Here is a 25052-nt window from a genome sequence, read left to right as displayed (position 1 = left end):
TTGATCAGATCGGACTCGGGGAAACCTCCTCTGTGACGGCATCGGCCGTCCTGAGGAGGAAAGAACATGAAGCGTCTCATTGTGGCGTGTTCAGCCATAGCCGTCATCGGGCTGATCCTGAGTTCGACGCCAGCACTTGCCGTCACGGTCGCGCAGGAACCAGCGCCAACAGTCATCGCCACGGACTCCATACCGGCTGCCACTCAGGTGCTTGCCGATCACATCAAAGGCGTCACGGTGATTTCGCCGGTGGGGGGTCTCATCGCTGCGGTAGCCCCGGGCCATCAATACCGAGCAGTCAAAGTCCGCCCCGGCCAGCCGGCGGTCCTCAACGATCTTGATCCGGGCATCCGCTATTCGATTACGCGCGACGGGGTTCGCATTGGATTCGTCGTTCCTGTCTCGCAAGTTGGTGCCGCAACTGGTCTCACTGTGGTGACCACAGCGAATCCAGGCGAAGTGCTGTTGAGTTGGAATCACACCGTGAACAAGGGCGAAGGCCCTGTCGTGCAATACACGGCTACGGCCACCGTCGTTGGTGCGACAAGTCCGGCCGCAAAGGTCATCACGTCCGATACGCACGCAACGCTGAGTGGCCTGGACGTCAGGCAACGCTATGTCTTCACCGTTACCCCCGCCAATTCGGCGAGCAATGGGCGCCCGAGCACGGCCACGATGCAGCAAAGCCTTGCGCAATTCACAGGCGCTCTCGTTGACCAATCAGTCCCCGCAGTGCAGCCAGTTTCAGCAGCACCGACTCCTGCGCCTTCTCCTTCAGCACCGCCTGCTCCAGCACCCGCGCCGGGACCATCGACCCGCACAATCTGGGTGTGTCCAGATGGCTTCGCTGACGCTGGCTCGCTGTGCCAGAAGACGCTGGCCTACACCTACCACTCGGTGACCAGCACTTGGCCCTACACCTACCACCAGCAGTTCATGCAGACCGGATCGCACATCGACTTCTCAACCTCACCGAACGGCGGAACGTACTACGCACAGAATGCATGGGACGCCAACGGAAGTGCGGCCGGCTACTACGCGGTTGTCCCCGATGGTTACTACGCATCTGTCAAGGACGCGGCCCCAGCCGGCTACACCGATACCGGGTCTGGGTACATAAAGACCGATCAGGTCAAGGACAACCCGCCAACTGGCTACACCGACAACGGAACAGCGTGGGTCATGACAACTGCCAAGGTGGCGCAGCAGGTCCCGGCCTGAGACAGAAAAGGAGTGAGGGGTGCCGAAGTCATCGTCGCCACCCCTCACTCCTGCGAGTAGCGTGACGACATGCGTCCACCGTTGCTGTCAGACAAAGAGATTGCCAGCCTGCTTGAAACTCGACCTCTGTGGTTCCTGGAGAACGGCCAGCTCACCCGCACTGCGGAAGCCAAGGATTTTCCAACGGTCATGAAGTGGGTCGATGCCATTGCCGAAGCCGCCGAAGCGATGGACCATCACCCCGACATCGACGTGCGCTGGACAAAATTGCGCGTGTCGGTCAAGACACATGACAAGGGCGGCTTGACGACTCTTGACTTCGAGCTCGCTGAGCGAGTCGACGCGATCTGCCTGTGAGCTAATCGTTCGCAGCAGTGCTCTCAATGCCCGCGGTACTGGTCATGTTCACACGCTCTGGGCGAGGCGATGATTGAACGACGGTTCGAGATCGAAATACTGCTGACATGAGCATCGCGCCCTTCTCGCCGCCGCTGCGACGCAGGATCGTACGTGCGCGACTCAGCGCCGTCGGGATCGTCTTCGCAGCGCTTGGCTATGCGATCGCGCTTGCTCCCTCTCTCCTGCCAAGGCCCCTCAGCCTGCTCATAGTGCTGGCTGCAGTCGGTACCTCGCTGGGCTACGCCTTGGGAGCCACGATTGCCTGGCTATGGCGCAAGACTCCCGTGACATCCAACTGGAGGCTGAATCGCAGTCTTTGCATAGTGGTGATGATCCTTGCCTGGCTCGTGCCCATCATCATCACACCGATCGCGATCACCTGGCAGTTGGAGCAGCAGGTGGAGTTGGATATGCCCACAGCGTTGGCATCCAGCCTGGTTGTGTTGCTCGCCAGCATTGTGGTGGCTCTTGTGTTCATTACCGGTGCCCGTGGAATCCGACTGGGCACGAACAGTCTGGCGCGCATGGCAACCGCTGTTGCGCCGTTGTGGAGATGGTCCACCTGTCGAGGGCCGCAGCGCCAATACCGACGAGTGATGATCATCCGTGTCGTTGCTGCTGTGCTGGTGCTGCTCCTGTTCAACTCTGCCATCGGTCTGGGATACAACCGGCTCCTCACAAGCTACGAAACCATCAATGCCGATACTTCGGGGCAATCACAGGCAGCATTGGGCAGCAACAGCGGGAGCACAGACAGTTTCACACCTTGGGAGACTCTGGGCCGCGAAGGACGTTTCTTCGTGGGCAACACGATGCAGCCAAGTGAGATCTCGGAGATCACACAGGAAGCAGCGACCACGCCGCTGCGCTTGTATGTCGGAGTCGATCAGGCCCGCACACCACAGGAGCGCAGTGCCCTGGCGCTGAAGGAACTCGATCGCACACGCGCCTGGGATCGCGAATACCTCGCCATCATCGCGCTGACCGGAACTGGCTGGGTTGAGCCCGACGCCATCAACAGCCTGGAGATCGTCACCAGCGGCGACATCGCAAGCATCGGAGTGCAGTACAGCGCAGTGCCGAGTTGGATCGGCTTTCTCGTGGATCAGGAGACCACCAAGATCCAGAACGCCGACACGATTCACACGATCGTGGAGGAGTGGCGCACACATCCGGCTGACGACCGACCCAAGCTGGTGCTGTTCGGCGAATCACTGGGCGCCTTCGGCAGCCAGGCCGCCTGGAGCAGTTCGTCGACTCCAGCTGATGTGCTCACCGACTTCTCATCCGTGATCTGGATCGGCCCTCCCGCCGGCTCAATTCTTTGGAAGGCATGGCAGAACGATCGATCGGCGGGACCAGCGTGGCAACCCGTCATAGGCGATGGCAAGTCAGCACGAGTGTTCATCGACAGTGAATCACTGCTCACTGCGCCTGCAGCCAGTGGAAAGTCGATATCCATCGCCGCGCATCCCAACGACCCGGTCGTGTACTGGAGCTGGGATCTGCTCTTCAACCGTCCCGACTGGATTGATCCTCCACTTGGTCCCGGGGTGGACCCCCATATTCGATACACCTGGATCATCACCTGCTTGCAGGTCGGCATGGACTTGGTCAGCGGCGGCGAGCCACCAGAGGTAGGTCACAACTACATCGGCGCATCTGGTCCAGCGATCGCATTGACCATCAATCCACCAGGATGGACAAGAGCAAGGACCATTGCAATGCAGGAAGCACTCGCCAAGTACCGCTACCTGACTGGCTAGTTCTTACGCTGGCGGAACAAGGATTCCTGCATGATTCGCGCGATCAGTTCGCCGCGCTCATTGAACATCGAGCCTGAATACAAACCGCGACCACCATTGAGGGATTCGCCGACTAGCTCCATGAAGAGCCATTCATCGGCTCTCGCGGGACGTAGGAACCACATCGCATGATCCAAACTGCTCAAGGCAACATCATTGCGACGAGGAGTAAGGGTGAAGAGTCCCGTGAACAGGTCAGAGACATAGGCGGTCACGCAGGCGTGCAACAGCGGGTCATCGCCCAGGTTCACAGTGGCTCTGGCCCACACCTGGCGAATCATCGTGTCGTCGATTGCAAGGCGAGGATCACGATAGTCAATATCAACGGTTCGAGTGCTCATCTGCTTGGCGCGAGGATCATCGGGATACAGCACGTCGGGAATGCCGAATGGCTGAATGTCTGGTCCTTCTTCATCCACGTGGAACGAAGTGCTCATCGTGAGAATCTCGCGACCATCCTGCATCGCGCTGACCGTCCGCGCTGAATACGCTCGGCCATCCCGATCGCGATTCACGAAGTAATCGACTGGCAGCTTGGGGTCTCCCGCACGCAAGAAGTAGCAATGGAATGAATGCGGAACACGACCTTCGGGCACAGTCGTGCCAGCTGCGCGCAGAGCCTGCGCTGCCACCTGACCGCCATAGAGATTGATGGGATCTTCGAAAATCGTCCTCGCTCGAAAGACGTCGTGATTGGTTTCGTCCAGCTGCAAGAGGTCCAACAGACGGGGCATCGTCACGTCTGCATAGAGCGACTCTTGCGAAGAATTGTCTGGCAATGGCGTACTGATGGTGGCCTCCGTGATGTGTTCGGAGCTACCGCTTCCGACGCCCGAACACTACCAACGGCAGCGCTTAGCGCTTGGACATCCGATCGACTTGCGCCTGGATCTGTGCTCTCACTTCGAGCGAAGTCCAAGCATCGGCCACCTCGTCGTCCCCTTCAGGAGTTCCAGCCTCCATCAAGTCACGTGCTTCGGCGTGCAGAAATTGCTTCATCAGCGCGTAGGTGATCGCAGGCACCTCCGTCAGAGACTGCGCCTGCGCAACGGCGCGATCCAAAAGCAGCTCCGGGTCGGCAAGTTCATCGACCATCCCAATGGCAAGGGCTGCCTGCGGCTCTATAGCAAGGCCTTGCAGTACATGTCGGGGCAGACGGGAACTCAAGACATAGCGAGCCAACTCCATCAGCGCCGACGGGATAGGAACGCCCACCTGCAGTTCAGGCAAGCCAATGACGCCTTGGGACATGATGCGAACATCCGCGGCCAAGGCGAGCATTGCTCCTCCCGCGATAGCTGCGCCATTCACGGCCGCGACAACTGGGCGGGGATGATCAAAGATCATCAGGCAGGTGGTTGTGAGCTCATCGAGCAATCGGTCGGAGTATTCCAAAGGTGAATCAAGCAACTGCCGCAGGTCCAGCCCGGCGGAGAATGCCCGGTCGTTGCCGGTCAGGACGATTGCTGCTTGCTTTGGCACCTGCTGGAAGGCTTCACGTACAGCGATCAGCAGATCAACGTCCAAGGCATTGACCTTCCCGTGGTCCATGCGTAACACGACGACGTCATCGATGCTGTCCGCTACAACCATTGCCGCCATATTTCTCCCTGGAAGATCTGACTTCGACTCTTGCCTAGGTGGACGTTACTCGTCAGACTCGGGAATCCAGAGCTCGTCTGGCGTGCAATCGAGGGGAGGCCGCTGAATCAGCATTCTTCGGCGCAATCCGTTGCTCAACTACTCCAAGCACATAAGGAAGCAGAAATGGAAGGAGCCCTCGAGCAGACGATGTCAACGATGGGACCCACACGCCATCTCAGACATGTGCCTGTCCGCACTGACAACGGACTGGTGACACATGAGCACATCTACTGGAATCAGGCGTCGGTGCCGGCGCGAATCGGCTTGACTGACACAGGCCCACTCGTCCGTATCGGACTGCGTTCTAGTAGACCAAGGCCTTGTACTCGAAGTACTCCTCAAGCCCATACTTGCCAAGCTCGCGACCATTGCCCGACATCTTGTAGCCGCCAAAGGGAGCGCGGGCATTGAAGGCTCCGCCATTGATCGCCACCTGGCCCGTGCGAATCTTGCGGGCGAATGCCACAGCCCGATCACGATCCGCTGACCAGACCGCACCTGCTAGTCCGAACGCCGAGTTGTTGGCCGCGGCCAAGGCCTCCTCCTCGGATTCGACAGGAATCACCACGAGCACAGGACCAAAGATCTCTTCCTGAGCGATCCGCATGTTGGCAGTCACATCGGTGAACACTGTTGGTGTAACAAAATAGCCTGAACCCTCAGGCCGCTGTGGCCCACCAACGAGCACACGCGCACCTTCAGCAATACCAATCTCGATGTACTCAATGACGCGATCGCGCTGAACTGCCGAGACCAAGGGGCCCAATCGAGTCGAACTCTCCATTGGATCGCCCGGGACGAACCTTTCAGCCGCCTTCAACAACAGTTCCTCGACTCGTGGCAGCTGCGATCTCATGACAATCAATCGCGTAAGTGCAGAGCACACCTGTCCGCTGTTGAGATAGCAATTACTGAGCGAAGACGGAACTGCACGGTCTAATTCGGCATCGTCCAGCAACACCGTTGCCGACTTACCGCCGAGCTCAAGCGCGATCTTCTTGACGTCATTGATCGCCAGTTCACCGACACGCTTTCCCGCGCGCGTGGAACCAGTGAAGCTCACCATGTTGACTAGCGGATGACGCACCAAGGCTTCGCCGACAATCGGTCCAGTGCCGCAAACAAGATTGACCGTGCCAGGAGGGAGTCCAACGCCATCAATGAGTTCGAAAAGGGCTATAGACGAAAGCGACGTCTGCTCAGCCGGCTTGACGACGATGGTGCATCCAGCGGCTAGCGCAGGAGCCAGCTTCGCAACGATTTGGTGCAACGGAAAGTTCCACGGCGTGATTGCCGCAACGACCCCGATGGGCTCGCGTTCAACGACAAAGTTCTCATCCTCTTCGGAGAGCGACAATTCATCCATCGCATCGGCGGTAGATCGAAGCACGCGAACAGCAAGGCCAACCTGCACCGCCTTGGAGATGGACAAAGTGGTGCCAACCTCGCGCGTGGCCAATTCAGCAAACTCGTCGGTTCGCGCTTCAAGCGCTTCCGCAATTTCGTGCAACTTCGCTGTTCGTTGGGCACGCGGAGTCGCACTCCAAATTGGGAATGCCGCGGCAGCGGCCTGCACCGCCTCATCGACCTGTGCCTCTGAGGCAGATTGCACTTGACCAAGCAGTTGATCATCAATCGATGATCGCTCGACCAACTCTTCTGTGCCGGTGCCCGAACTCCACCTTCCAGCAATGAAAACTCCGTTACGCACGGTCAAGGTGTGCACTCCTCCGCGACTTGAGTACCCCGCGAGCTATTTGCAGCGGGTTCGACCGACGCTAGACCCCACTACTTGAGCGGTCAACACAGTTCAGCACATTGCCTGCAGGCAATGCGTGCTAGCGAACCTTCATGAGATGGATCGTTCTGGCAAAGCTGTTCACCTTGGGATTCGTCGGTGCGAATCGTGCGATGAGCCGCCCCTTGCCCTTGACCCAGCTTGCCGGCGTAGCAAATGAGGAGGAGACAACACCATTCACAGGCTTCAAGTTCGGAACCAGGATCCGCTTGGCCCCTTGGCGGTAGGTCAGATTCACCACGCCAGTTGCGGTCGAAGGGTTCAGCGTGACGACAAAGGTCGCTGCGCTGCCTCGCTTGACTACTGCTGGCCCAGCGATCGTCAATGTCGTAGTTGTTGCCTTGACCGTGGAAGTAGGTGCAGGTGTAGGTGTCGGTGGTGCAGTCGGGGCCGGCGTCACACTGCCACCCACTTGAACGGGAAGGCTGTTCACAGCGCTCACTGGTCCGTTGAGGTTCGTGGCAGCAACGCTCGAGATGAGGTACCTGCCGGAATCGGCTGATGTGACGACATACGTGGCCGCTGTAGCTCCAGCAATCACCGTGCAGCTCGTTGTGACGTTCGTTGTGCATCGCTGCCATTGATACGTGTACGTCGTCGGCTCATACGCCCAAGTGCCGGTGGTCGTTGAAGCAGTGGCTCCAACTGCAACACCGCTTGGTGTCACTACAGGTGGAGCAACCGAGGTCGGCAGTTGGCCTGACAACACACGAGCAACCTTGGCGATGCCGCTTTCAGCAACCCAGATGTTTCCATCTGAACCTTGCGTGAGCCCTGTGGGTTTCGCACCTGCCTCAAGCTGGTACGTGGCCTGCAGGGAGCCCGCAGCGGTGAATACAGCAACGGCTGAAGTCCCGAAGAGGGACACCCACATTGTTGGGCCAGGGCCTTGAGTGAGCCATAGAGGCTGAGTGCCGGAGGGCAGACTGATCTCCAGCACTGTTGTGCCTTGGAGTTGAGCAAGCTTGTTGGTGCCATGCAGGGCAACCCACAGCGCTGAACCGATGGTAGTAATGCCGAACGGCCGGGAGCCGGCAGCCAGCGGGAACTCCGTGATGGCACCCGAAGAAGTGATCTTGCCGATCTTGTCGCCAGCTGACTCAGTGAAGTACATGTCGTTACTGCCCGCAGGTCCAGCGACGATGCCGTAAGGAACAGAAGCAGGCGTCGGGATCGGGAATTCAGTGACGGATCCTGAAGTGGTGATGCGACCGATCTTGTTGGCTGCCTGCTCGGTGAACCACAGGTTGCCATCCGGTCCGGGTGCGATGGCGAAAGGCTCCGCACCTGCGGTGGTGACAGGGAATTCAGTGATGACACCAGCGGTTGTAATGCGTCCGATCTTGTTTCCAGTCTGCTGGGTGAACCACAGATTCTTGTCCGATCCCACAGTGATGAAACGTGGAGTCGAAGCGGCTGTCGGCACCGGGTAGTTCGTGACCGTGCCCTTGGCATCGATGCGCGCAATTGAGTTGGCCGCACCTGTCGCCACCCATATCGCACCATCTGGGCCAAGAACCGCGCCATAGGGCGTGGCACCTGCGGCAAGCGCAAATGGGGTTGCATCTCCTACGGCCGCTGGGCTTGGAGCAGCCAGGCCGACAATCGCCACAGCTGAAACGGTCAGGAGGACAAAGGGACGCACAAGGGTTCGAATTGCCATAACTTCACGGTACGAACGGCTACGCGCAACGCGTGGTTACGACACTCCACTTCACCGTCGAATTCTGCTCCGTCACAGTGGAACTAAGAAAAATCCAGCACAAGGCGCCCTCGCACCCCACCCGCCTCAAGCCGACGATGCGCCTCGGCCGCATCCGCAGCAGGAATGACATCGGCGACACGGAGAGTCAACAGCCCCGCCTCGGCTTGCTGCACCAGTCGCTCCAAGGCGGCTGTGTTCTTTGACTGAGTGGTGACCATCACGCGCTGCACAGTGATGCCCCGCTCGAGTTCCTCATTCCACCCTCGCACTACTGCGTAGCCACCACCGTCTTTGATGGCAGGGATCACGAGGTGGCCTTGGAGTGAGCCATCAGCCAAAGCATCAACTCCTTCGGGAGCCATTTCGCGAATGGCAACCGCCACCGCATTTCCACGAGGAACCACTTCGTAGACACCAAGACCCCGCACGAAAGCCTCATCCGCCGACGAGGCATCAGCAATGACACGCAGTCCTTCAGCCAGGGCCAGCTCACAGACGTACGCCCCATAGGCTCCGGCGGCGCCAGTGACGGCCAGGCTTTGCCCTTCATGCAGCCCAAGCAGATCAAGGGTGATGCGCGCTGTGAGGGCATTCATCAGCAGGGTCGAAGCCGCAGCGAAATCGGCATCCTTGGGAGCCTTCACTACAGAGACGGCGGGCACAACGATCTGCTCGGCGTAAGCGCCGCCGCGTGAACCTCCCGGCAGCACGATGGCGACTACGCGGTCGCCGAGTGCAAGCCGGTCATCATTGTCTGGTCCGATGGCATCGATGACTCCGGCAGCATCCATACCTGGAATGAAGGGGGGCTCAGGCTTGCGCAGATTGCCCGCTTGGGCACCCGCGCGGAACAAGGTATCGGTGGGATTGACCGCCGCCGCATGAACGCGGATGCGAACTTGACCAGGACCCGGTTCTGGAGATGGCACCTCGAATACCTTGAGTGCTTCCGGACCGCCAAACTCTTCAACACCGACGACACGCATATGAAGCCTTCCCTGGATCTTGTGGAAAGCAAGACTTGCATAGGTCAGCCTGGCGTGAGGCCGAATCCGCTAGCGAGCAGTCTTTGATAGATCACTCGCGTTTGCAGATTGCATCTCCAACCTCCCTGGCTTGTGAGCGCTGGACTCGCGGATTGCCCAAGCAGGCGCTTCAAAGAGGTACTTTCCTATGTTGTTACGCGTCACCCAGTACAGCAGCAGCGCAGCCCCCACCAACATCGACGTCATCACGATCGGGAACAGCGCTTGCACGATGGGGTTGTGCATGTATGCCGGATCATTGTTGCGCAAATAGGAAGAAAGACACATCAGCAAGGGGAACTGCACGACAAATATCGGCAGAGTGCGAGCACCGAAGAAGGTGCCAAACCTCCGTGGAGCTTCCCATTTCACGAGCAGATATGCCGCCATCACACCTGCGACAATCCAAATGAGCGAGATCGGCAGATACGTCTGCTCCCACGTCGACGGGTACGCGTCTCGCCAAATCCCGTAGGCAATCACCGGCACCAGCAGCAAAGCGACCCAGAGCCAGGATGCCCAACGTGTGATCTGCGTCAGGAGCTCCTTGTAATACGCACCGATCAGAAAGAAGACCAAGTTGGTCACAATTGCCGTCATTGCGGAACCCGCGTCGATGCCCACCATGAAATCGCGATTCCATTGCGCAACAGGTTCGCGAAGAAGATTCAGCACAATTGCCAGCCCCACGATGATCCACGCGGGATAACGACGAAGCAGTTTGGCCACGATGAAATACAGGAGCAGAGCGTAGATATACCAATATCCGCTGCTGCCTACGAGCAAGCGACCGGGAAACTGGGTGATAGCAGCGACAAAGCCAGTGTTCACATAGAGCGCGACCACGGTGAAGAAGATTGCGCTCCACAAGACGTAGAGATAGGTCATGCCGTACGTACGCCGTCGTGACAGCCGCCAAGGCCGCGAGACCGCTCCTGCTGCAAGCATTCCGGAGACCATGAAGAACAAGGGCATGCGCATCGGCTCGAGCACATTCATCGAGGTGGACCACACCGAAGTGACGTTGTCTTCCTTGGAAATGGCGTCCAGATGGATCACTGAGTGGAACAAGACCACGAGCAGGACCGTGGTGCCTTTGACCAGATCCATCCACTCGATGCGTGGACGGGCGGTCTCCATGGGGGACAAATCTACCTTCAACTTTTCACAAAGTGATGAATCGGTCTCCGCTAGAAGGGGGTTACTTGCCAGTCACCGGTTGTAAACCACTGACTGGAGCACTGCCAGATACTCCGAGCAATTCACTGTTCTTCGGATTGCGCAACACCACACAGCTATTGGCGAAGATGGTCTGACCTTCACGCCCCCAGTGGAATCCTGGATATCCCGTCACCGATTCGATGATCGCCGCTGGGTGCTGCGTCTGAAGATCTCGCAGTTGCCTGACCAATGCGGTCGTTGCCCTTGTTGTGGCGAGACGCTTCGCCGTGGCTTGATCTGGACCAATCGCAGACTCGGTAACGGTCTCGGTCCGGTATCCGTAGGTGCCTGATTCAGCCATACACATATCCGCGCTCACAGATACTGCGGAACCCACATAGCCCGAACGAGGATTCACAGGAGTCGTACCGGGGCACTCCAGATTGGCACTCTCAGTACGTGTCGCTGGGATGATGTCTTTCTTGCCAGAAGCGCTGGTCTCGTTTGCGTGGCCCTTCAACAATTCAATCAGAGCGGTCGTTGAAGCAGCACTGACAGTGATTCGCTGGTACCCAGGAGGGCTTGTCGCATCACTCCAATGACAGATGTTCCACGCATCGGGATTACCGCCAACAGTGGCGGGCACTGCACAGTCATTTGCAAAGATCTCTGCGCCCGTGCCTGTGTTGTTGTACCCAGCGAAGTCGCCGAAAGCGGGAATGATGTCACCCCACGTACCACCGGTTGCATCGCTATTGGGATCGAATACTGGGCCTTGATCTGTCCCGTGACCACGAACAACCGTTCGCTTCAACTGAGCTGAAGTTGCGGCAGTCTCGATCACCTTCACATAGGGACTGGCGGCCGACTCGGTCGCATGACACAGCACCAAGCGGTACTTGTCAGTGCCCGGGTTTCCAGGGATAACGGGTATGCCAGGCAGCGGTGGGATCACGATTGGGTTGGAAGGACGCGTAGGAGTCGTAGGCGCGACCGAAGGGCGAGGAGTCACCGAGGGACGCGGGGTAACCGTGGCAATCGGATTACTTGGACGAACCGGCAAACTCGGAGCCGTCGCAGACACCGACGGACGAGGAGTCACCGAGGTTGACGGCGTTGGGCTTGGCGACGGGCCAGCCGGCACTACACATCCGTTTGCAAGGATCTCGGCCCCTGAGCCCGAATTGTTCATTCCGGGGTAGCCGTCAAATGCCGGAATGAGATCGCCCCAGGCAGTGGGGATCCCGACGTAATAGACCGGGCCGGTATGCCCACCGTGACCATCGATAGCAGCGGAAGTCGCAACCGTGATCATTGAGTACGGATTCTCGGTGGACGAAGTTGCGTGGCAGAGCGTGACCTTCTTGTCATTGCTGCCACCCCCGTTGTCATTGGACTTGGCCGCGGGCTCAACTTGCTGCTGGTCAACTGCCACCGGCACAGGTGCCAAAGTCGCGATCGGCGCGATCGGCGCGATCGGCGCACTTGATGGAATCGTGGCAGGAGAGGCTGCAGGTCGTGGCCCAACAGGTGCCTGCGAAGTCGAAGCGGTGACGCCAGCGGATGGCGTACTGCTCGGCAAGGGCGCGTCAGCCGCATCTGCAGTGACAGTCACCCCGATGCCGCCCACGAGGAGGGCGATCGCTGCAGTGACCATGGCGATGATGGGACGAGACCTCTTGCTCATGCTCACCCTTCACCCTTGACCAAAGAATTCGATTGAGCGCAACTCGAATGCGGCTGTGCTACGCCAGCACAGGAGCCAGCACTCGTCAGCCGCTCTTGCGGCGATGCTCCCTCTTGGCCCCAGCGCGATTAGACGAATCCTTCACAGGTCCACCGGCGTTAGTCGGACCCTGTCCACTGCGATGACCCTTGGTCTTCTTTGCTTCGAGCGCCTGGCGAAACTTCTCGCGCTGCTCGTCTAATTGCTCGTCAGCCATAGCCTCAGTCTGGCATCCGCATTGCCGCTCACTTCCGAGGGCTGTCTTGCGCCGCCATGCGCCTTGGCGTCTTCGAATTCCGTTGACAGGTAGTTGACGCTTGAACTACCTTCGCAACCAACCCCTGGTGGCAGCGGGGTCCGTGAGCGGACAACAGGGAGCAGCGCATGAAGCCACGATCAATTGCAATCGCAGCAGTCCTATCGATCAGCCTCACTGGGCTGGGAGCCACGATGGCGAGTGCCGAAACACAAACGGTCAAAACTGGGTCGACAAGTTCCGGAAAGGTGCTCGTCGGAGCCAACGGCAAGACTCTTTATGTATTCGCCGCGGATTCACCCGGCAAGTCCACCTGCACGAGCGCGTGCGCTCAGGCATGGCCACCGGTTCTCGCTACAGCAAAGACACTGGGGCGCTCAGCTGATGTCAAGGCAAAGCTCACTGTCATCAAGCGAAGCGATGGCAAGTCGCAACTGGCTGTCAACGGTCTTCCGGCCTACACCTTCAGCGGCGACTCCGCCGCGGGACAAGCGCTTGGTCAGGGCATGAATGCTTCAGGTGGCTTGTGGTGGGTGATCGCCCCAAGTGGAACTCCCATCAAGACAACGACTTCGCCTGGCTCGGGGACCACACCTGGATGCACCACTACTCCCGGTGGAACCTACGACTACTACTGAGGAACAAGTCGGGCTGCGAGCCGCGCATCAGGTAGTTCGCATACAGCAAGCCGTCTATTCCATCTGTATCGATTCGCTGCAAACACGTCGTACGCCGACTCAGTCAATGCATCAGGCAGGACTTCAAGCAGTTTGCCGACCACTCGCCATCTCGGGATGAGCGACAACACTCGCTTGACAGCAGCGGCACCTTGGAGAAGTTCTGCGGCGTCGAGATAGACGAGTGAGTCACGGTGTGGGTTGTGTGGGCGACCCGAGAGAAGGGACTTAGCCAGGTCAGAATCAAGTGGCACGAACGAAAGTTCAAGCGCCGTTGGCAATCGCAGAGCGATGAAGTTCAGGGCTCGATGGCACGTTGCGCAATCGCCATCAAACAAGATGGCACGACGCAGTCCCTGAATCACATGATCAGCATAAGCACGCCTACGATCAGGTAGCACTCGCGAAGGAGGATGTCGTGAAAATCGGGGTACCTCGAGAGACCAAGAGCCAAGAATCGCGCGTGGCGATCACCCCCGCGGGAGTGCACGAATTCGTGCGAAATGGCCATACGGTCCTGATTGAGTCTGGCGCGGGATCCGGCTCCTCTATCGCCGACAGCGAGTTCGTCTTGGCCGGAGCTGGCATCTGCAATGACCTGACGGATGTATGGGAACAAGCTGAACTCGTGCTGAAGGTCAAAGAGCCCATCGCGAGTGAGTATGAACTGCTGAGACCCGGGCAGATGCTCTTCACCTATCTTCACCTTGCCGCGTCCAGGGAATGCACGCAGGCACTGATCGATTCTGGCTGCACTGCTATCGCATATGAGACGGTCGAATTGCCCAATGGAACTCTTCCGCTGCTGGCGCCAATGTCAGAGGTTGCCGGGCGCCTTGCCCCACAAGTTGGGGCGCAAGCACTGCTCAGCATCAGCGGTGGCCGAGGAGTGCTGCTGGGTGGAGTATCAGGAACGTACGCAGCGAAGGTAGTAGTCATCGGCGCAGGTGTGGCAGGAATGAACGCCGCCGCTATTGCGCTTGGGATGCAGGCTGAGGTGCTACTACTGGATCGCAATATCGCCCGACTTCGCGAAGTCGACGCCATATATCAGGGACACATGCAGACCATCGCCTCAAACTCATTCGAGGTCGAGCGTGCGGTGATTGACGCGGATCTGGTGATCGGCGCCGTGCTTGTGCACGGAGCCAGGGCACCTCGACTGGTCAGCGACCAACTCGTTTCGCAGATGAAGTCCGGATCCGTACTCGTTGATATCGCAATCGATCAAGGCGGGTGCTTCGAAGGCTCTCGTCCCACGACTCATGCCGAGCCCACCTATCGCGTACACGAGTCACTCTTCTACTGCGTAGCAAACATGCCAGCAGCAGTTCCGCACACATCCACGTACGCTCTCACCAATGTCACGTTGCCTTACGCGATAGACCTCGCCAACAAGGGCTGGCGAAAGGCGATGCTCGACGATCCGGCCTTGTCATACGGCCTCAATGTCCACGCGGGACAGGTGACCTACGCGGCTGTGGCCGTCGCTCTGGGTTACGAACTGCGGCCGACAGCCGAACTGCTTCAATAGCGAAATCGCAGACTCGCAGGTCACCCTGAGGAAAATCACCGAGGAATCACAGAGATTCGTCGCACTCTTTGAATAGCAATTGGGTGGGTCCGCGCAGCACGGACCCACCCAATTCGCGCAAGCAAGGCAAGTTGCTGGCGTAACTGGTTCTACTTGAGGTAGTTCTCGAGATCCTCGCTGATCTCAGCCGGGGTGACACTTGGCTCGTAGCGCTTGATGACTGCGCCATCAGGCCCCACCAGGAACTTGCTGAAGTTCCACTTGATTTCGTCAGTGCCAATTCGCTCGGGAAAGTTCTTGGAGATGTGCTCGTACATGCCGCCGTACTGCGGACCGAAGTCACCAGGCGCCTCAGCGCGAAGGTACGTGAACAGTGGATCCGCATCTGGGCCATTGACGTCGATCTTGCCCAGGATTGGGAATGTGACGTTGAAATTGACACTGCAGAAGTCCGCGATCTCCTCCGCCGTGCCTGGCTCCTGCCCACCGAATTGATTGCACGGGAAGCCGACAATCTCAAGGCCGAGATCCTTCTTAGCCTTATACAGTTCTTCCAAGCCTTCGTACTGCGGAGTAAGTCCGCACTTGCTCGCCACGTTCACCACAAGCAGTGTCTTGCCCTTGTACGAGTCCAGGTCAACCTTGCTGCCGTCAGGTGCCTCGACGGAGAAGTCATACACGTTTGTCATGAGTTCCTCGCTGTAATTCGCTTGCGCTACGTGCACGCCTGTAATCCACAGCCAACCACAGTGTGCGAAGCCACCGGAACGATATTTGTCGGCTGTAGGCCAAATGCCCGTCAATCAACGATGATCAGGAGTTCGCCGTGCGAGATCGTGAACCAGCCGTCAGGCTCTGCTGACCACTCACGCCACGAACGGGCCAACTGTTCAAGCTCTGCTTGCTCAGCAAAGCCAGCAGCCACTGCCTGTCTGGCGAACTCCGATTTCGTGACCCGCTCAGCCCAAGTATGTCCCCACTCCTCGCGTTGCTCTGGTGTCGCATAGCACCACACGGTCGCTGACGGCTCAATGTTCTGCAAGCCGGCTGCGTGAGCCCAAGCCAAGAGGTGCCGGCCGCCATCGGGCTCGCCTCCGTTCGCTCGCGCCACCTGCATGTAGAGCTCCATCCACCGAGCCAGTCCCGCCGAGGCTGGGTACCAAGACATCGCCGAATAGTCCGCATCGCGAATCGCAATGACACCGCCGGGTTTGCAGACGCGGTGCATTTCGCGAAGAGCTGCCGGTGGATCGCTCAAGTGCTGCAGAACTTGATGCGCGTGGACCACATCGAAGCTGTCATCGTCAAATTCCAGTTCATAGACGTCACCTACAAGGAACTCTGCATTTGCGATTGCTGCTCTTTCACCTGCGGCCCGCCCAACTTCTACAGCCGTCTCGCTTCGTTCCAGTCCAATGACCTCACCAGGCCAGACCAACCGGGCGAAATCCAAGGTAATGGATCCCGGACCGCACCCCACGTCCAGAAGCCTGATACCCGACCGCAATCGGCTCAGAAGATAGCCGGCCGAATTCTGAGCGGTGCGCGCCGAGTGAGACCGAAGCACGCTTGTGTGGTGCCCATGGGTGTACACGTCGTTGCGCGGACTCAACTCACTCACCACTGCGCTCCCTGTCGACGTCAAGAATCGTTACGCCAGACGGGTCCTCCACGAACACTCGGTAGCCACTGGCTTCCAGTCGATTGATCAATCGGCCAAACATCATGCTGGCAGCCTCGCCAAGTGAGGTCACGTGAGTCAGGTCGAAATGAACCTCTGCTCCCGGCTTCTGGTGCGCCACCAGGTCATCAGTGACTTCGTGAACAACAAGCTCGAGATCCACAAAGTCCAAGTCACCTCGCATGCCGATAGCAAGTGTGTTGTCATCCCAGACCTGTTGGTGAATTGGGCTGGCGGGCCGGGGTGGATGCTGCAAGAGGCTGAGGCCGTACTGCTGCGAAAGCATCGTGAGCACGGCGACGCCTCGACTGCTGTTGCCTGCTTCATCAAGGCGCGGACTGAACACTCCAATGCCGAACTGCCCGGGTTTGACCGCTGAAATGCCACCACTGACCCCGCTCTTTGCTGGCATGCCTACTCGTACGGCCCATTCGCCCGCGTAGTCATACATGCCGCAACTGCCCATGACCGCAAGCGTGTGACGAGCCACCGTGGCATGCACTACTTGAACGCCGGTCATGGGATTGATGCCGTCGTTGGCCAGGGTCGCTGACATGACGGCGACGTCGTATGCGGTCACAAGGAGGGAGCACTGTCGGAAGTACACCTCAGTCACATCCAGCACATCACGAGTCAGACTCCCGGAGGCTTTCATCAGGTACGCCAAGGCCCGATTGCGATCACCGGTCTCCATCTCCGAAGCAAAGACGGTCTCATCGACCTCAAGTGGTCTGCCCGCAAAGGCAGAGAGCGCTTCGAATATCCGATCAAATCGCTGCCCCGGAGAAGACCCCGGAATCATCGATGACGTCATCATTGCGCCAGCGTTGACCATTGGATTTGCCGGGCGTCCGTGCTCGTCAAGGCTGAAGGCATTGAATGGCTCGCCACTTGGTTCAAATCCCACACGTTCATGGACTTCCTGCAGGCCAAGTTCACTGAGTGCCAGGGCATAGACAAAAGGCTTGGAGATCGACTGCAGTGTGAATGCAGTGCGCGACTGGCCAGCTTCATATGGGTGACCAAGCACGCTGACGACAGCGATGCCAAAGGCTTCGGGATCCGCTTTGGCCAACTCAGGGATGTAGTTGGCAACCTCCCCCGATGTGACAGGCAGCGCCAACCGCACCAACTCATCCAGGAGGTGATTGACCGGCTCGATCCGTTCAGTCGCTTGCATGCTTGACCCCTGCCTATGCTCACTCGTGCGCCAAAGATTTCGGCGTACACGACAGGAGAACGATATGACCTATTGCATCGCAGTCCGTCTCGATGATGGATTGGTCTTCGTCTCTGATACACGTACCAATGCAGGTGTCGACAACGTCGGCACCTACCGCAAGCTCCACGTGTTCACCCCCACACCGGATCGGCTGTTCGTGTTGCAGTCCGCGGGCAATCTCGCGACCACGCAGGAAGTGCTCGATCGAATTCGTCGCGATCTTGTGGATCCCGAAGCTACGGTGAATCTCGCAACTGTTGATCACCTCTTCGAGGCAGCGCTCTACGTCGGTGCGCTCGGGCAGGAGGTCACTAAGGCTCACGCTGAGGCGTTCAAAACCGACCGCGGGGCGACAGCCACGTTCATCGTTGGCGGACAGGTTGGCACGGAGGCCCCTGACATCCTCCTTGTGTATCCGGAGGGGAATTACATTCGTGCCTCAGATGAACGGCCTTTCCTGCAGATCGGCGAAACCAAGTACGGCAAGTACATGCTTGAGATTGGCATCCACAGCGGTGTCGACTTCGTTACTGGTCTGAAAGTGGTCCTCAGTTCCATGATGAGTACCTCCCGCTCCAATGTTTCTGTCGGGCCTCCGTATGACATTGGGATCTACGAGACTGGATCTCACGAACTTGAACAGTTCCGGGTGCCGCCGGGTTCGCCAGCTCTCGCCAGACTTGAGCACTTCTGGGGTGACCGACTGCGGGATCTGATGGATCAATTGCCACCGATCTCGCCAGCGGACTTCGCAGTAGATGCAAGTTGAGCCGCATCTGAAGGACTAGGTTCACCTTGCATGAAGAGCCTCATACCTGTTTCGCTGCAAGGCTACAAGCGTGCCTGGCTCTCAACTGACGTCATCGCCGGAGCCACTCTCGCCGCAGTAGCCATCCCCGAAGTCATGGGTTACACCTCCATAGCGCAGACCCCTCTTGTCACTGGGCTCTACACCATCATCTTTCCGACCATCGTTTTCGTCCTACTCGGTTCTTCCAAACTGCTTGTGGTCGGAGCTGACTCCGCAACCGCCGCGCTGCTTTCGGCTGGACTCCTCAGCGTCGGCATTGCCGGGGTCACGCCCAATTCGCCAGAGTGGCTGGCCTACTGCGGGATCATCGCCTTGATCTGTGCTGGGATGCTGCTGCTTGCTCGGGTGTTCAAACTCGGCTTCCTCGGCAATTTTCTGAGCGCCTCAGTTCTCATCGGCTTCCTTACTGGCGTAGGTGTGCAAGTGCTCTCGGGACAGATCCCTGAGATGCTCGGCGTTCCAAAAGGCACTGGCAACTGGTTTGCAGTGCAACTCGACTGGATCAAGGCCCTGCCGCAAATCTCGTGGCCAACTTTTGCCTACGCCGCTGCAACCCTGATCATCATTGTTGGCTTCAAACGCTTTGCCCCGCGGATTCCGGGCGCGATCATCGCCGTCATTCTGCTCATCACGATTTCCACTGTGCTGGACTCCGCATCCAAGGGCATCGCAGTTGTAGGTGCAGTGCAGGGTGGGTTTCCCCCAATTGGCCTGCCGCAAGGCGTGAGCATGTCGAACATGGCCGACCTCGTTGGCATTGCCTTCTCCTGCTTCATCTTGATCATTGCCCAGAGCGCGGCGACCTCGCGCAGCTTCGCGATGAAGCACGGCGACCGCGTCGACATCAACCGAGACATCATGGGTTTGTCGGGCGCAAACCTCGCCGCTGGCCTGAGTGGGACCTTTGTCGTCAATGGCAGCCCCACCAAGACCCAGATTCTGGATAGTGAGAAAGGCAGGACTCAGGTGGCCAACCTGACAATGGCCTTGATCGCGTTGCTCTTCACGCTGTTCTTCACCGGACTGCTGACAAATATGCCCAAGGCCGTGCTTGGCGCGATCGTCTTTCTGATCGGCTTCGATCTCATCGACATCACTGGTCTCAAGCGGATAGCTGCACGGCGGCGCAGCGAATTCATCATTGCCGTCACAACGGCGGCAGTGGTGTGCGCGGTCGGAGTCGAGCAGGGAATCATCCTTGCCATCGTCATCTCGATCCTGGAAATCATCCGGCGCCAGTACAAGCCGAAGGACTTTGTCGTCAGCATCAGCCCAACAGGCGAACCGACGTACATCGCCAGTTCTCCAGGTGTGCAGAGCCAGCCCGGATTGATTGTCTTTCGATACGACGCCGAACTCTTCTATGCCAACGCGAGTTCTTTCGTCGATGACGTCGAACGACTCATCGACTCTGCTCCAACCCCGGTGGAATGGCTGATCCTGGATGCTTCCTCACTGGATGACATCGACTACTCCGCCGGTATCGCTGTCGCGGGGCTCCTGGACTTCCTCAAAGCACGCAATGTCACCTTTGCCCTCGCGCGGGCGGACTCAGGGCTGACGACAACTTTGCAGAAGTACGGCCTGATGGATCGGATCTCTGCAGACCGGATCTACGGCAATCTTTCCGATGCGGTGCAGGCATTTGAGGCGCGGGATCACTCGTAGCTCCACATTTCGGATGCAAAGTCTTGCCGTCACCGCGCGGCGCCAAGGAACCTGTGAATGATCTGTGCTGCCCGATGGGGGTATTGAAACAGGAAGGAATGTCCAGCGCGTGGCATCAGCACCAGCTGCGCTTTGGCAATGAGCTCGGCGATGAGTCGACTGTTTGCAGGGGGCGTGATGACATCGGAAGCCCCTGTGATGACGAGTGCGGGGATACTCACTGCTCGAAGCGCACGCTCGTTTTCAGCACTTTTCAACCATGGATCCTCAGCAGCAACCATTGCGTCGTATGTAGCCGTAGGCACGTGCTCATCTGGATATGCACCGGTATCAACTGCTGTGGCCAGCCGCTTCAAGAAAGCGCGGCCGGCCGCCTGCGCAGCCCTAGTGTCCGGATAGTTCGTTCTCAGATAGGCCTGATCGTTCTCGACGGACGCACTGTCGATTCGCTGCACCCATCGCGGCCCCAATTGCGCATTCGGCCCGCCTGGATTTGTGGCAGCCAAGACAAGTCTGCGAATCTGATCCGGATGGCGGATGGCGAGTTGCTGTGCCACAAAGCCACCCATGGACCAACCCAGCACATCGATCTTCTCACCAGGGACAACCGTTTCAGCGAACTCTGCCATCCAGTCGGCAGCCCTTGGGAAGTTCCATTGCGAAGGCGCTGGGCCTGACAGGCCCAATCCTGGATAGTCGACAACGATGACATGGTGCGATTTCTGCAGCCCCGCCAGCAGCGCTGGGTCCCACTCATTCATCGGCGAACCTGTGCCATTCAACATCAGCAGAGGAGTTCCGCTGCCGAGTTCCGCATAGGCGAAGGTCGTTCCTGCCGCCTTTGCATACTGCACATGCAAACGGACTCGATCTGCGGCAGTATCGGCCGCGGCTGAAGGCAGCAATCCACCAACGATGGCCACTGCCATGACGAGCACGCGGAATGCGCGTGCTGCTTGGCTATGCAACATCCTCTATGGCACTCTCAAATTGGCTGGCATACAAGGCGTGGTAGGCCCCCTCCGCAGCCATGAGTTCCTCGTGGCTGCCTTGCTCAACAATCGTGCCACGTTCCAGCACCAGGATCGTGTCGGCATCGCGAATGGTGGAAAGCCGATGGGCAATGACAAATGCAGTCTTGCCATGGCGAAGTCGGGCCATGGCCTCCTGAACCAGCACTTCTGTTCGCGTGTCGACAGCGCTGGTGGCCTCGTCGAGAATCAGGATTGCCGGATCAGCCAAGAAGGCACGCGCAATCGTGAGCAGCTGGCGCTCACCGGCCGAGACATTGGATGACTCGCCTTCCAGCGTGGTCTCGTATCCGTGCGGCAAGGTGCGCACAAGTCGATCGACATACGCGGCTCTTGCTGCCTCTTCAATCTCCTCATTGCTCGCATTCAGCGAGCCGTAGGCGATGTTCTCGCGAATGGTCCCCGTAAACAACCAGGCATCCTGCAGAACCATGCCAAAGGTGCTGCGCAATTCATCCCGTGTCAGATCGCGAATGTCGACACCGTCCAAGAGAATCCGACCACCGTTGAGCTCATAGAAACGCATCAGCAGATTGACCAACGTGGTCTTGCCCGCACCGGTATGGCCGACGATGGCCACGACCTCGCCTGGCTCGACATGCAGGTCCAGACCTTCGATGAGCGGGATGTCCTCCTTGTATCGGAAGGTCACATCCTCGAAGTCAACTCGCCCCCGGGGAATGGCAATGCTCGAGGGCGTACTGGTATCGGGAATTTCCTCCTCTTCGTCCAGGACCTGGAATACGCGTTCAGCAGACGCCAAGCCGGACTGCATCAAGTTGATGATGCCTGCCAGCTGTGTGATCGGCATCGTGAACTGTCTCGAGTACTGAATGAAGGCCTGCACGTCACCCAGTGAAATCGCACCGGTGGCAACACGTAGCCCCCCGATGACTGCAATCAGCACGTAGTTCAAGTTGGAGATCATCAACATCACCGGTTGCGCAATTCCTGAGAGGAACTGCGCCTTGAAGCTGGCCTCGTACATCTTCTCGTTTGCTGCACTGAATTCAGCAATCGCCTCAGCACGGTGTCCGTACAGCTTCACGAGTTCATGTCCGCTGTACATCTCCTCAACATGTCCATTGAGGGAGCCGGTCCATTTCCATTGCTCAGAAAAGTGCGGTTGCGCTTTGCGAGCCACTGCAATGGTGACGTAGAAGGACAACGGCACCGTCAGCAGGGATATGAGCGCAAGGATCGGGCTGATCCACACCATCATGAGCAATACGCCGATAACCGTCAGAAGTGATGTGATCGTCTGTGTCAGTGCCTGCTGCAGAGTCATCGACACGTTGTCGATGTCATTGGTGACGCGGCTGAGGAGATCTCCCCGTGAATGCCTGTCGTAGTAGCTGAGCGGAAGCCGTGCCAGTTTCGCGTCCACTTCTTCGCGAAGTCGATACATCGTCCGCTGAGTAACGCCTGCCATGAGGTAGGCCTGCATGTACATGAATATCGAACTCAGCAAATAGACGATGATCACCAGCGACAGGATGTGGGCCAGTTGAGTGAAGTCCACGCCGACACCGGGGGTCACAGGCGTCGAAGCGATCAGATCGGCTTGCGTTGAATTTCCCGTGGAATTCAGCGCAGCAACCGCCTGATCCTTGGTGAGGTTCGCGGGAATCTGGTTTCCAAGGAAGCCTTCGAAGACCACGTTGGTGGCCTGCCCGAGCAGATACGGCCCAAGCACGGCGAAGATCACGCTGATCGACCCGAGAACAAACACCAGAAGAATCCGCATGCGCTCGGGCAGCAGACGTGAACCCAGCCGTCTCAATGCTGACCCGAATGCCTTCGGCTTCTCCGGTGCCATGGCGCCGGGTCCGGGTGGTCCGCCCGGACGTCGCATCATCGGGCCAGCTGGCCCCCCGCCGCTCATGCCGCCTCCGTAGCACTGAGCTGGGAGAACACAATCTGCCGGTAGGTCTCACATTCGGCCATCAGCTGCTGATGGGTTCCGATGCCCTCCACTCGACCATCGTCGAGAACAACGATCTGATCGGCCTGCATCACAGTGCTCACGCGTTGAGCCACGATGATGACGGTGGCCTGCGTGGTCTGCTCTCGCAGTGCGCTGCGCAAGCGGGCATCCGTTGTGAAATCCAGAGCCGAGAATGAGTCGTCAAAGATGTAGATGAGCGGCCGCCGAATGAGTGCTCTGGCTATCGCTATTCGCTGACGCTGACCTCCAGAAAGGTTCGCTCCTCCCTGATCAATACGGGCCTGAAGTCCGCCCTGCAACTCACGCACAAAATCTGCCGCCTGAGCAGTTTCCAGAGCCGCCCACATCTCAACTTCAGTGGCCTCTGGCTTGCCAAATTTCAGATTGCTCTCAATCGTGCCGCGGAACAAGAAGGCCTTCTGCGGAACTGCACCAAAGGCCGACCACAGGGATTCAAAGGAGAGCTCGCGCACATCAACACCGTCGACGAGCACCTGCCCGGCGGAGACGTCGTACAGCCGGGACATGAGATTGATCGCTGTTGTCTTGCCAACCCCGGTGCTCCCTACAATCGCCGTCACCTGTCCGGGACAACAGGTAAAAGTGACACCTTGGAGAACGGGCTGCTCAGCTCCCGGGTAGGCGAAGTCGACTTCACGAAACTCCACGAGTCCAAGGCTTGGAACAATCGCTGATGGATGCTCTGGCTCGACGATTGCCGGCTCAGTGTCCAGCACTTCCTGAATGCGCTCAGCTGAGGCAGCGGCTCGGGGAACCATCACCACGATCATCACGGCCATCATCACCGAGGTCAGGATCTGCATGACATAGGCGATGAATGCAGTGAGATTGCCGATCTGCAGAGATCCATCATTGACAAGTTGACCGCCGAACCAGAGCACGCCGACTACGGCCAAGTTCAAAATGAGTGACAGCGACGGCATCATCAGAGCAAAGAGCCGCTGAACCCGAAGAGACGTTGCCGTGAGGGCATCATTGGCTTCTGCAAAGCGCTCGCGTTCATATCGATTGCGGACGAATGCACGAATCACTCGAATACCGGAGAGATTCTCACGCAATACGAGGTTGATCCGGTCGATCCGCTCCTGCATCACCTGAAACTGCGGAACAGCCCGCAGCACGATTGATCCAATGACCAGGAGCAGCAAAGGGATCACGAAAAGCAGGAGAGCTGAGAGCCGCAGATCCTCGTGCATCGCCATCAGCACTCCGCCAACGGCGACGATGGGAGCCGAGATCATCGTCGTCAGTGCCATCACCACAAGCATCTGGATTTGCTGGACGTCATTGGTATTGCGTGTGATCAATGAGGGAGCCGTGAACTCATTGACCTCACGCAGAGCAAAGCCTTGCACCCGCTCGAAGAGTGACATACGCACATCACGACCGAATCTCATTGCAGTGCGGGCGCTGTAGTAGACAGCAATCACTCCGGCAACCGTGAATGCGGCGGTGACCAGCAGCATGAATGCGCCTGTTTTGAGGATGAAATCCGTATCACCCTTGAGCACACCGTCATTGATGATCGAAGCGTTCAGGTTCGGCAGATACAACTGACCAAGCGCTTGAATTGAGAGCAACACGATGATGACGACCAATGTTCGCCTGTAGGGCTGTAGGAATTGGCGAAGCAGGCGAATCATCAATGGGCACATCCATCCACGGCTCAGAATATGGATCGATCGTATTCCTCAGTGCGAATGCGAGGACATCGTTACG

Annotated in this window: 22 protein-coding genes; 7 read left to right on the top strand and 15 right to left on the bottom strand. The window is 58.3% G+C overall.

The window, feature by feature from the left end; translation table 11 throughout:
- Window positions 1-66 precede the first annotated feature (66 nt).
- From Q8M73_03890 to Q8M73_03880, 3 genes are all read left to right on the top strand, one after another.
- Window positions 67-1221, top strand: coding sequence for a fibronectin type III domain-containing protein (locus tag Q8M73_03890; GenBank protein MDP2287689.1), 1155 nt, complete (start codon window positions 67-69; stop codon window positions 1219-1221).
- A gap of 69 nt (window positions 1222-1290) precedes the next feature.
- Window positions 1291-1578 (top strand): 4a-hydroxytetrahydrobiopterin dehydratase, encoded by a 288-nt coding sequence (locus tag Q8M73_03885; GenBank protein MDP2287688.1) that lies wholly within the window; start codon window positions 1291-1293, stop codon window positions 1576-1578.
- 107 nt (window positions 1579-1685) lie between these two features.
- Window positions 1686-3386, top strand: a complete 1701-nt coding sequence (locus tag Q8M73_03880) for an alpha/beta-hydrolase family protein (GenBank protein MDP2287687.1) — start codon at window positions 1686-1688, stop codon at window positions 3384-3386.
- Here the strand turns inward: Q8M73_03880 and Q8M73_03875 are convergent.
- The 8 genes from Q8M73_03875 to Q8M73_03840 form a co-directional block, all read right to left on the bottom strand.
- Window positions 3383-4159 carry a thioesterase family protein gene (locus tag Q8M73_03875; protein ID MDP2287686.1) on the bottom strand — a complete coding sequence of 259 codons (777 nt, stop codon included), beginning with the start codon at window positions 4157-4159 and terminating at the stop codon, window positions 3383-3385. The two genes, Q8M73_03880 and Q8M73_03875, sit on opposite strands and share 4 nt — an antisense overlap.
- A 121-nt stretch (window positions 4160-4280) precedes the next feature.
- Entirely contained in the window at window positions 4281-5027 is a 747-nt protein-coding gene (locus Q8M73_03870; GenBank protein ID MDP2287685.1) for an enoyl-CoA hydratase/isomerase family protein, read from the bottom strand.
- Window positions 5028-5373: 346 nt separating this feature from the next.
- Window positions 5374-6786: an aldehyde dehydrogenase family protein gene (locus Q8M73_03865; protein MDP2287684.1), complete on the bottom strand. Its 1413-nt coding sequence runs from the start codon at window positions 6784-6786 to the stop codon at window positions 5374-5376.
- Between the two features lie 121 nt (window positions 6787-6907).
- Window positions 6908-8530, bottom strand: a complete 1623-nt coding sequence (locus Q8M73_03860; protein MDP2287683.1) for a hypothetical protein — start codon at window positions 8528-8530, stop codon at window positions 6908-6910.
- A gap of 83 nt (window positions 8531-8613) precedes the next feature.
- Window positions 8614-9558: an NADP-dependent oxidoreductase gene (locus Q8M73_03855; protein ID MDP2287682.1), complete on the bottom strand. Its 945-nt coding sequence runs from the start codon at window positions 9556-9558 to the stop codon at window positions 8614-8616.
- A gap of 69 nt (window positions 9559-9627) precedes the next feature.
- A complete protein-coding gene (locus tag Q8M73_03850) occupies window positions 9628-10737 on the bottom strand; it encodes an acyltransferase family protein (protein MDP2287681.1) in 1110 nt (369 codons plus the stop codon).
- Between the two features lie 61 nt (window positions 10738-10798).
- The gene (locus Q8M73_03845) at window positions 10799-12445 is read right to left on the bottom strand and encodes a hypothetical protein (protein MDP2287680.1); all 1647 of its coding nucleotides are present in this window, start codon (window positions 12443-12445) and stop codon (window positions 10799-10801) included.
- Window positions 12446-12530: 85 nt separating this feature from the next.
- Window positions 12531-12701, bottom strand: coding sequence for a DUF5302 domain-containing protein (locus tag Q8M73_03840; protein ID MDP2287679.1), 171 nt, complete (start codon window positions 12699-12701; stop codon window positions 12531-12533).
- A gap of 167 nt (window positions 12702-12868) precedes the next feature.
- On the opposite strand from Q8M73_03840, the gene Q8M73_03835 reads away from it, so the two are divergent.
- Complete coding sequence (locus Q8M73_03835) at window positions 12869-13378, top strand: hypothetical protein (protein MDP2287678.1); 510 nt, start codon at window positions 12869-12871, stop codon at window positions 13376-13378.
- Here the strand turns inward: Q8M73_03835 and Q8M73_03830 are convergent.
- Window positions 13372-13782, bottom strand: coding sequence for a DUF393 domain-containing protein (locus Q8M73_03830; GenBank protein MDP2287677.1), 411 nt, complete (start codon window positions 13780-13782; stop codon window positions 13372-13374). The genes Q8M73_03835 and Q8M73_03830 overlap by 7 nt on opposite strands.
- Before the next feature lie 53 nt (window positions 13783-13835).
- Between Q8M73_03830 and ald the strand changes: the two genes are divergently transcribed.
- On the top strand, window positions 13836-14951 hold the full coding sequence (gene ald, locus Q8M73_03825) for an alanine dehydrogenase (protein MDP2287676.1): 1116 nt from the start codon (window positions 13836-13838) through the stop codon (window positions 14949-14951).
- 149 nt (window positions 14952-15100) lie between these two features.
- On the opposite strand, the gene Q8M73_03820 is transcribed toward ald, so the two are convergent.
- The 3 genes from Q8M73_03820 to glsA form a co-directional block, all read right to left on the bottom strand.
- A complete protein-coding gene (locus tag Q8M73_03820; protein ID MDP2287675.1) occupies window positions 15101-15640 on the bottom strand; it encodes a glutathione peroxidase in 540 nt (179 codons plus the stop codon).
- 110 nt (window positions 15641-15750) lie between these two features.
- On the bottom strand, window positions 15751-16575 hold the full coding sequence (locus Q8M73_03815) for a methyltransferase domain-containing protein (GenBank protein ID MDP2287674.1): 825 nt from the start codon (window positions 16573-16575) through the stop codon (window positions 15751-15753).
- On the bottom strand, window positions 16565-17812 hold the full coding sequence (glsA, locus tag Q8M73_03810; GenBank protein MDP2287673.1) for a glutaminase A: 1248 nt from the start codon (window positions 17810-17812) through the stop codon (window positions 16565-16567). Before glsA ends, Q8M73_03815 begins: the two co-directional genes overlap by 11 nt.
- A gap of 64 nt (window positions 17813-17876) precedes the next feature.
- Between glsA and Q8M73_03805 the strand changes: the two genes are divergently transcribed.
- Together Q8M73_03805 and Q8M73_03800 are read left to right on the top strand one after the other, a co-directional pair.
- Window positions 17877-18623: a 20S proteasome subunit A/B gene (locus Q8M73_03805; protein MDP2287672.1), complete on the top strand. Its 747-nt coding sequence runs from the start codon at window positions 17877-17879 to the stop codon at window positions 18621-18623.
- A gap of 30 nt (window positions 18624-18653) precedes the next feature.
- Window positions 18654-20333 (top strand): SulP family inorganic anion transporter, encoded by a 1680-nt coding sequence (locus tag Q8M73_03800; protein MDP2287671.1) that lies wholly within the window; start codon window positions 18654-18656, stop codon window positions 20331-20333.
- Between the two features lie 29 nt (window positions 20334-20362).
- On the opposite strand, the gene Q8M73_03795 is transcribed toward Q8M73_03800, so the two are convergent.
- Genes Q8M73_03795 through Q8M73_03785 form a run of 3 tightly spaced genes read right to left on the bottom strand, consistent with a single transcriptional unit; the run spans window position 20363 to window position 24976 of the window.
- Complete coding sequence (locus Q8M73_03795) at window positions 20363-21304, bottom strand: alpha/beta hydrolase (protein MDP2287670.1); 942 nt, start codon at window positions 21302-21304, stop codon at window positions 20363-20365.
- Window positions 21294-23249 carry an ABC transporter ATP-binding protein gene (locus tag Q8M73_03790; GenBank protein MDP2287669.1) on the bottom strand — a complete coding sequence of 652 codons (1956 nt, stop codon included), beginning with the start codon at window positions 23247-23249 and terminating at the stop codon, window positions 21294-21296. The genes Q8M73_03795 and Q8M73_03790 overlap by 11 nt, the downstream gene beginning before the upstream one ends.
- Window positions 23246-24976 carry an ABC transporter ATP-binding protein gene (locus Q8M73_03785; protein MDP2287668.1) on the bottom strand — a complete coding sequence of 577 codons (1731 nt, stop codon included), beginning with the start codon at window positions 24974-24976 and terminating at the stop codon, window positions 23246-23248. The genes Q8M73_03790 and Q8M73_03785 overlap by 4 nt, the downstream gene beginning before the upstream one ends.
- Window positions 24977-25052: the final 76 nt, after the last annotated feature.

This window comes from Actinomycetota bacterium (assembly GCA_030684515.1).
Lineage (GTDB): Bacteria > Actinomycetota > Actinomycetes > S36-B12 > S36-B12 > UBA11398.
Note: the sequence above shows the minus strand (reverse complement) of the source record. Positions and strands in the feature narration are given on the sequence as shown.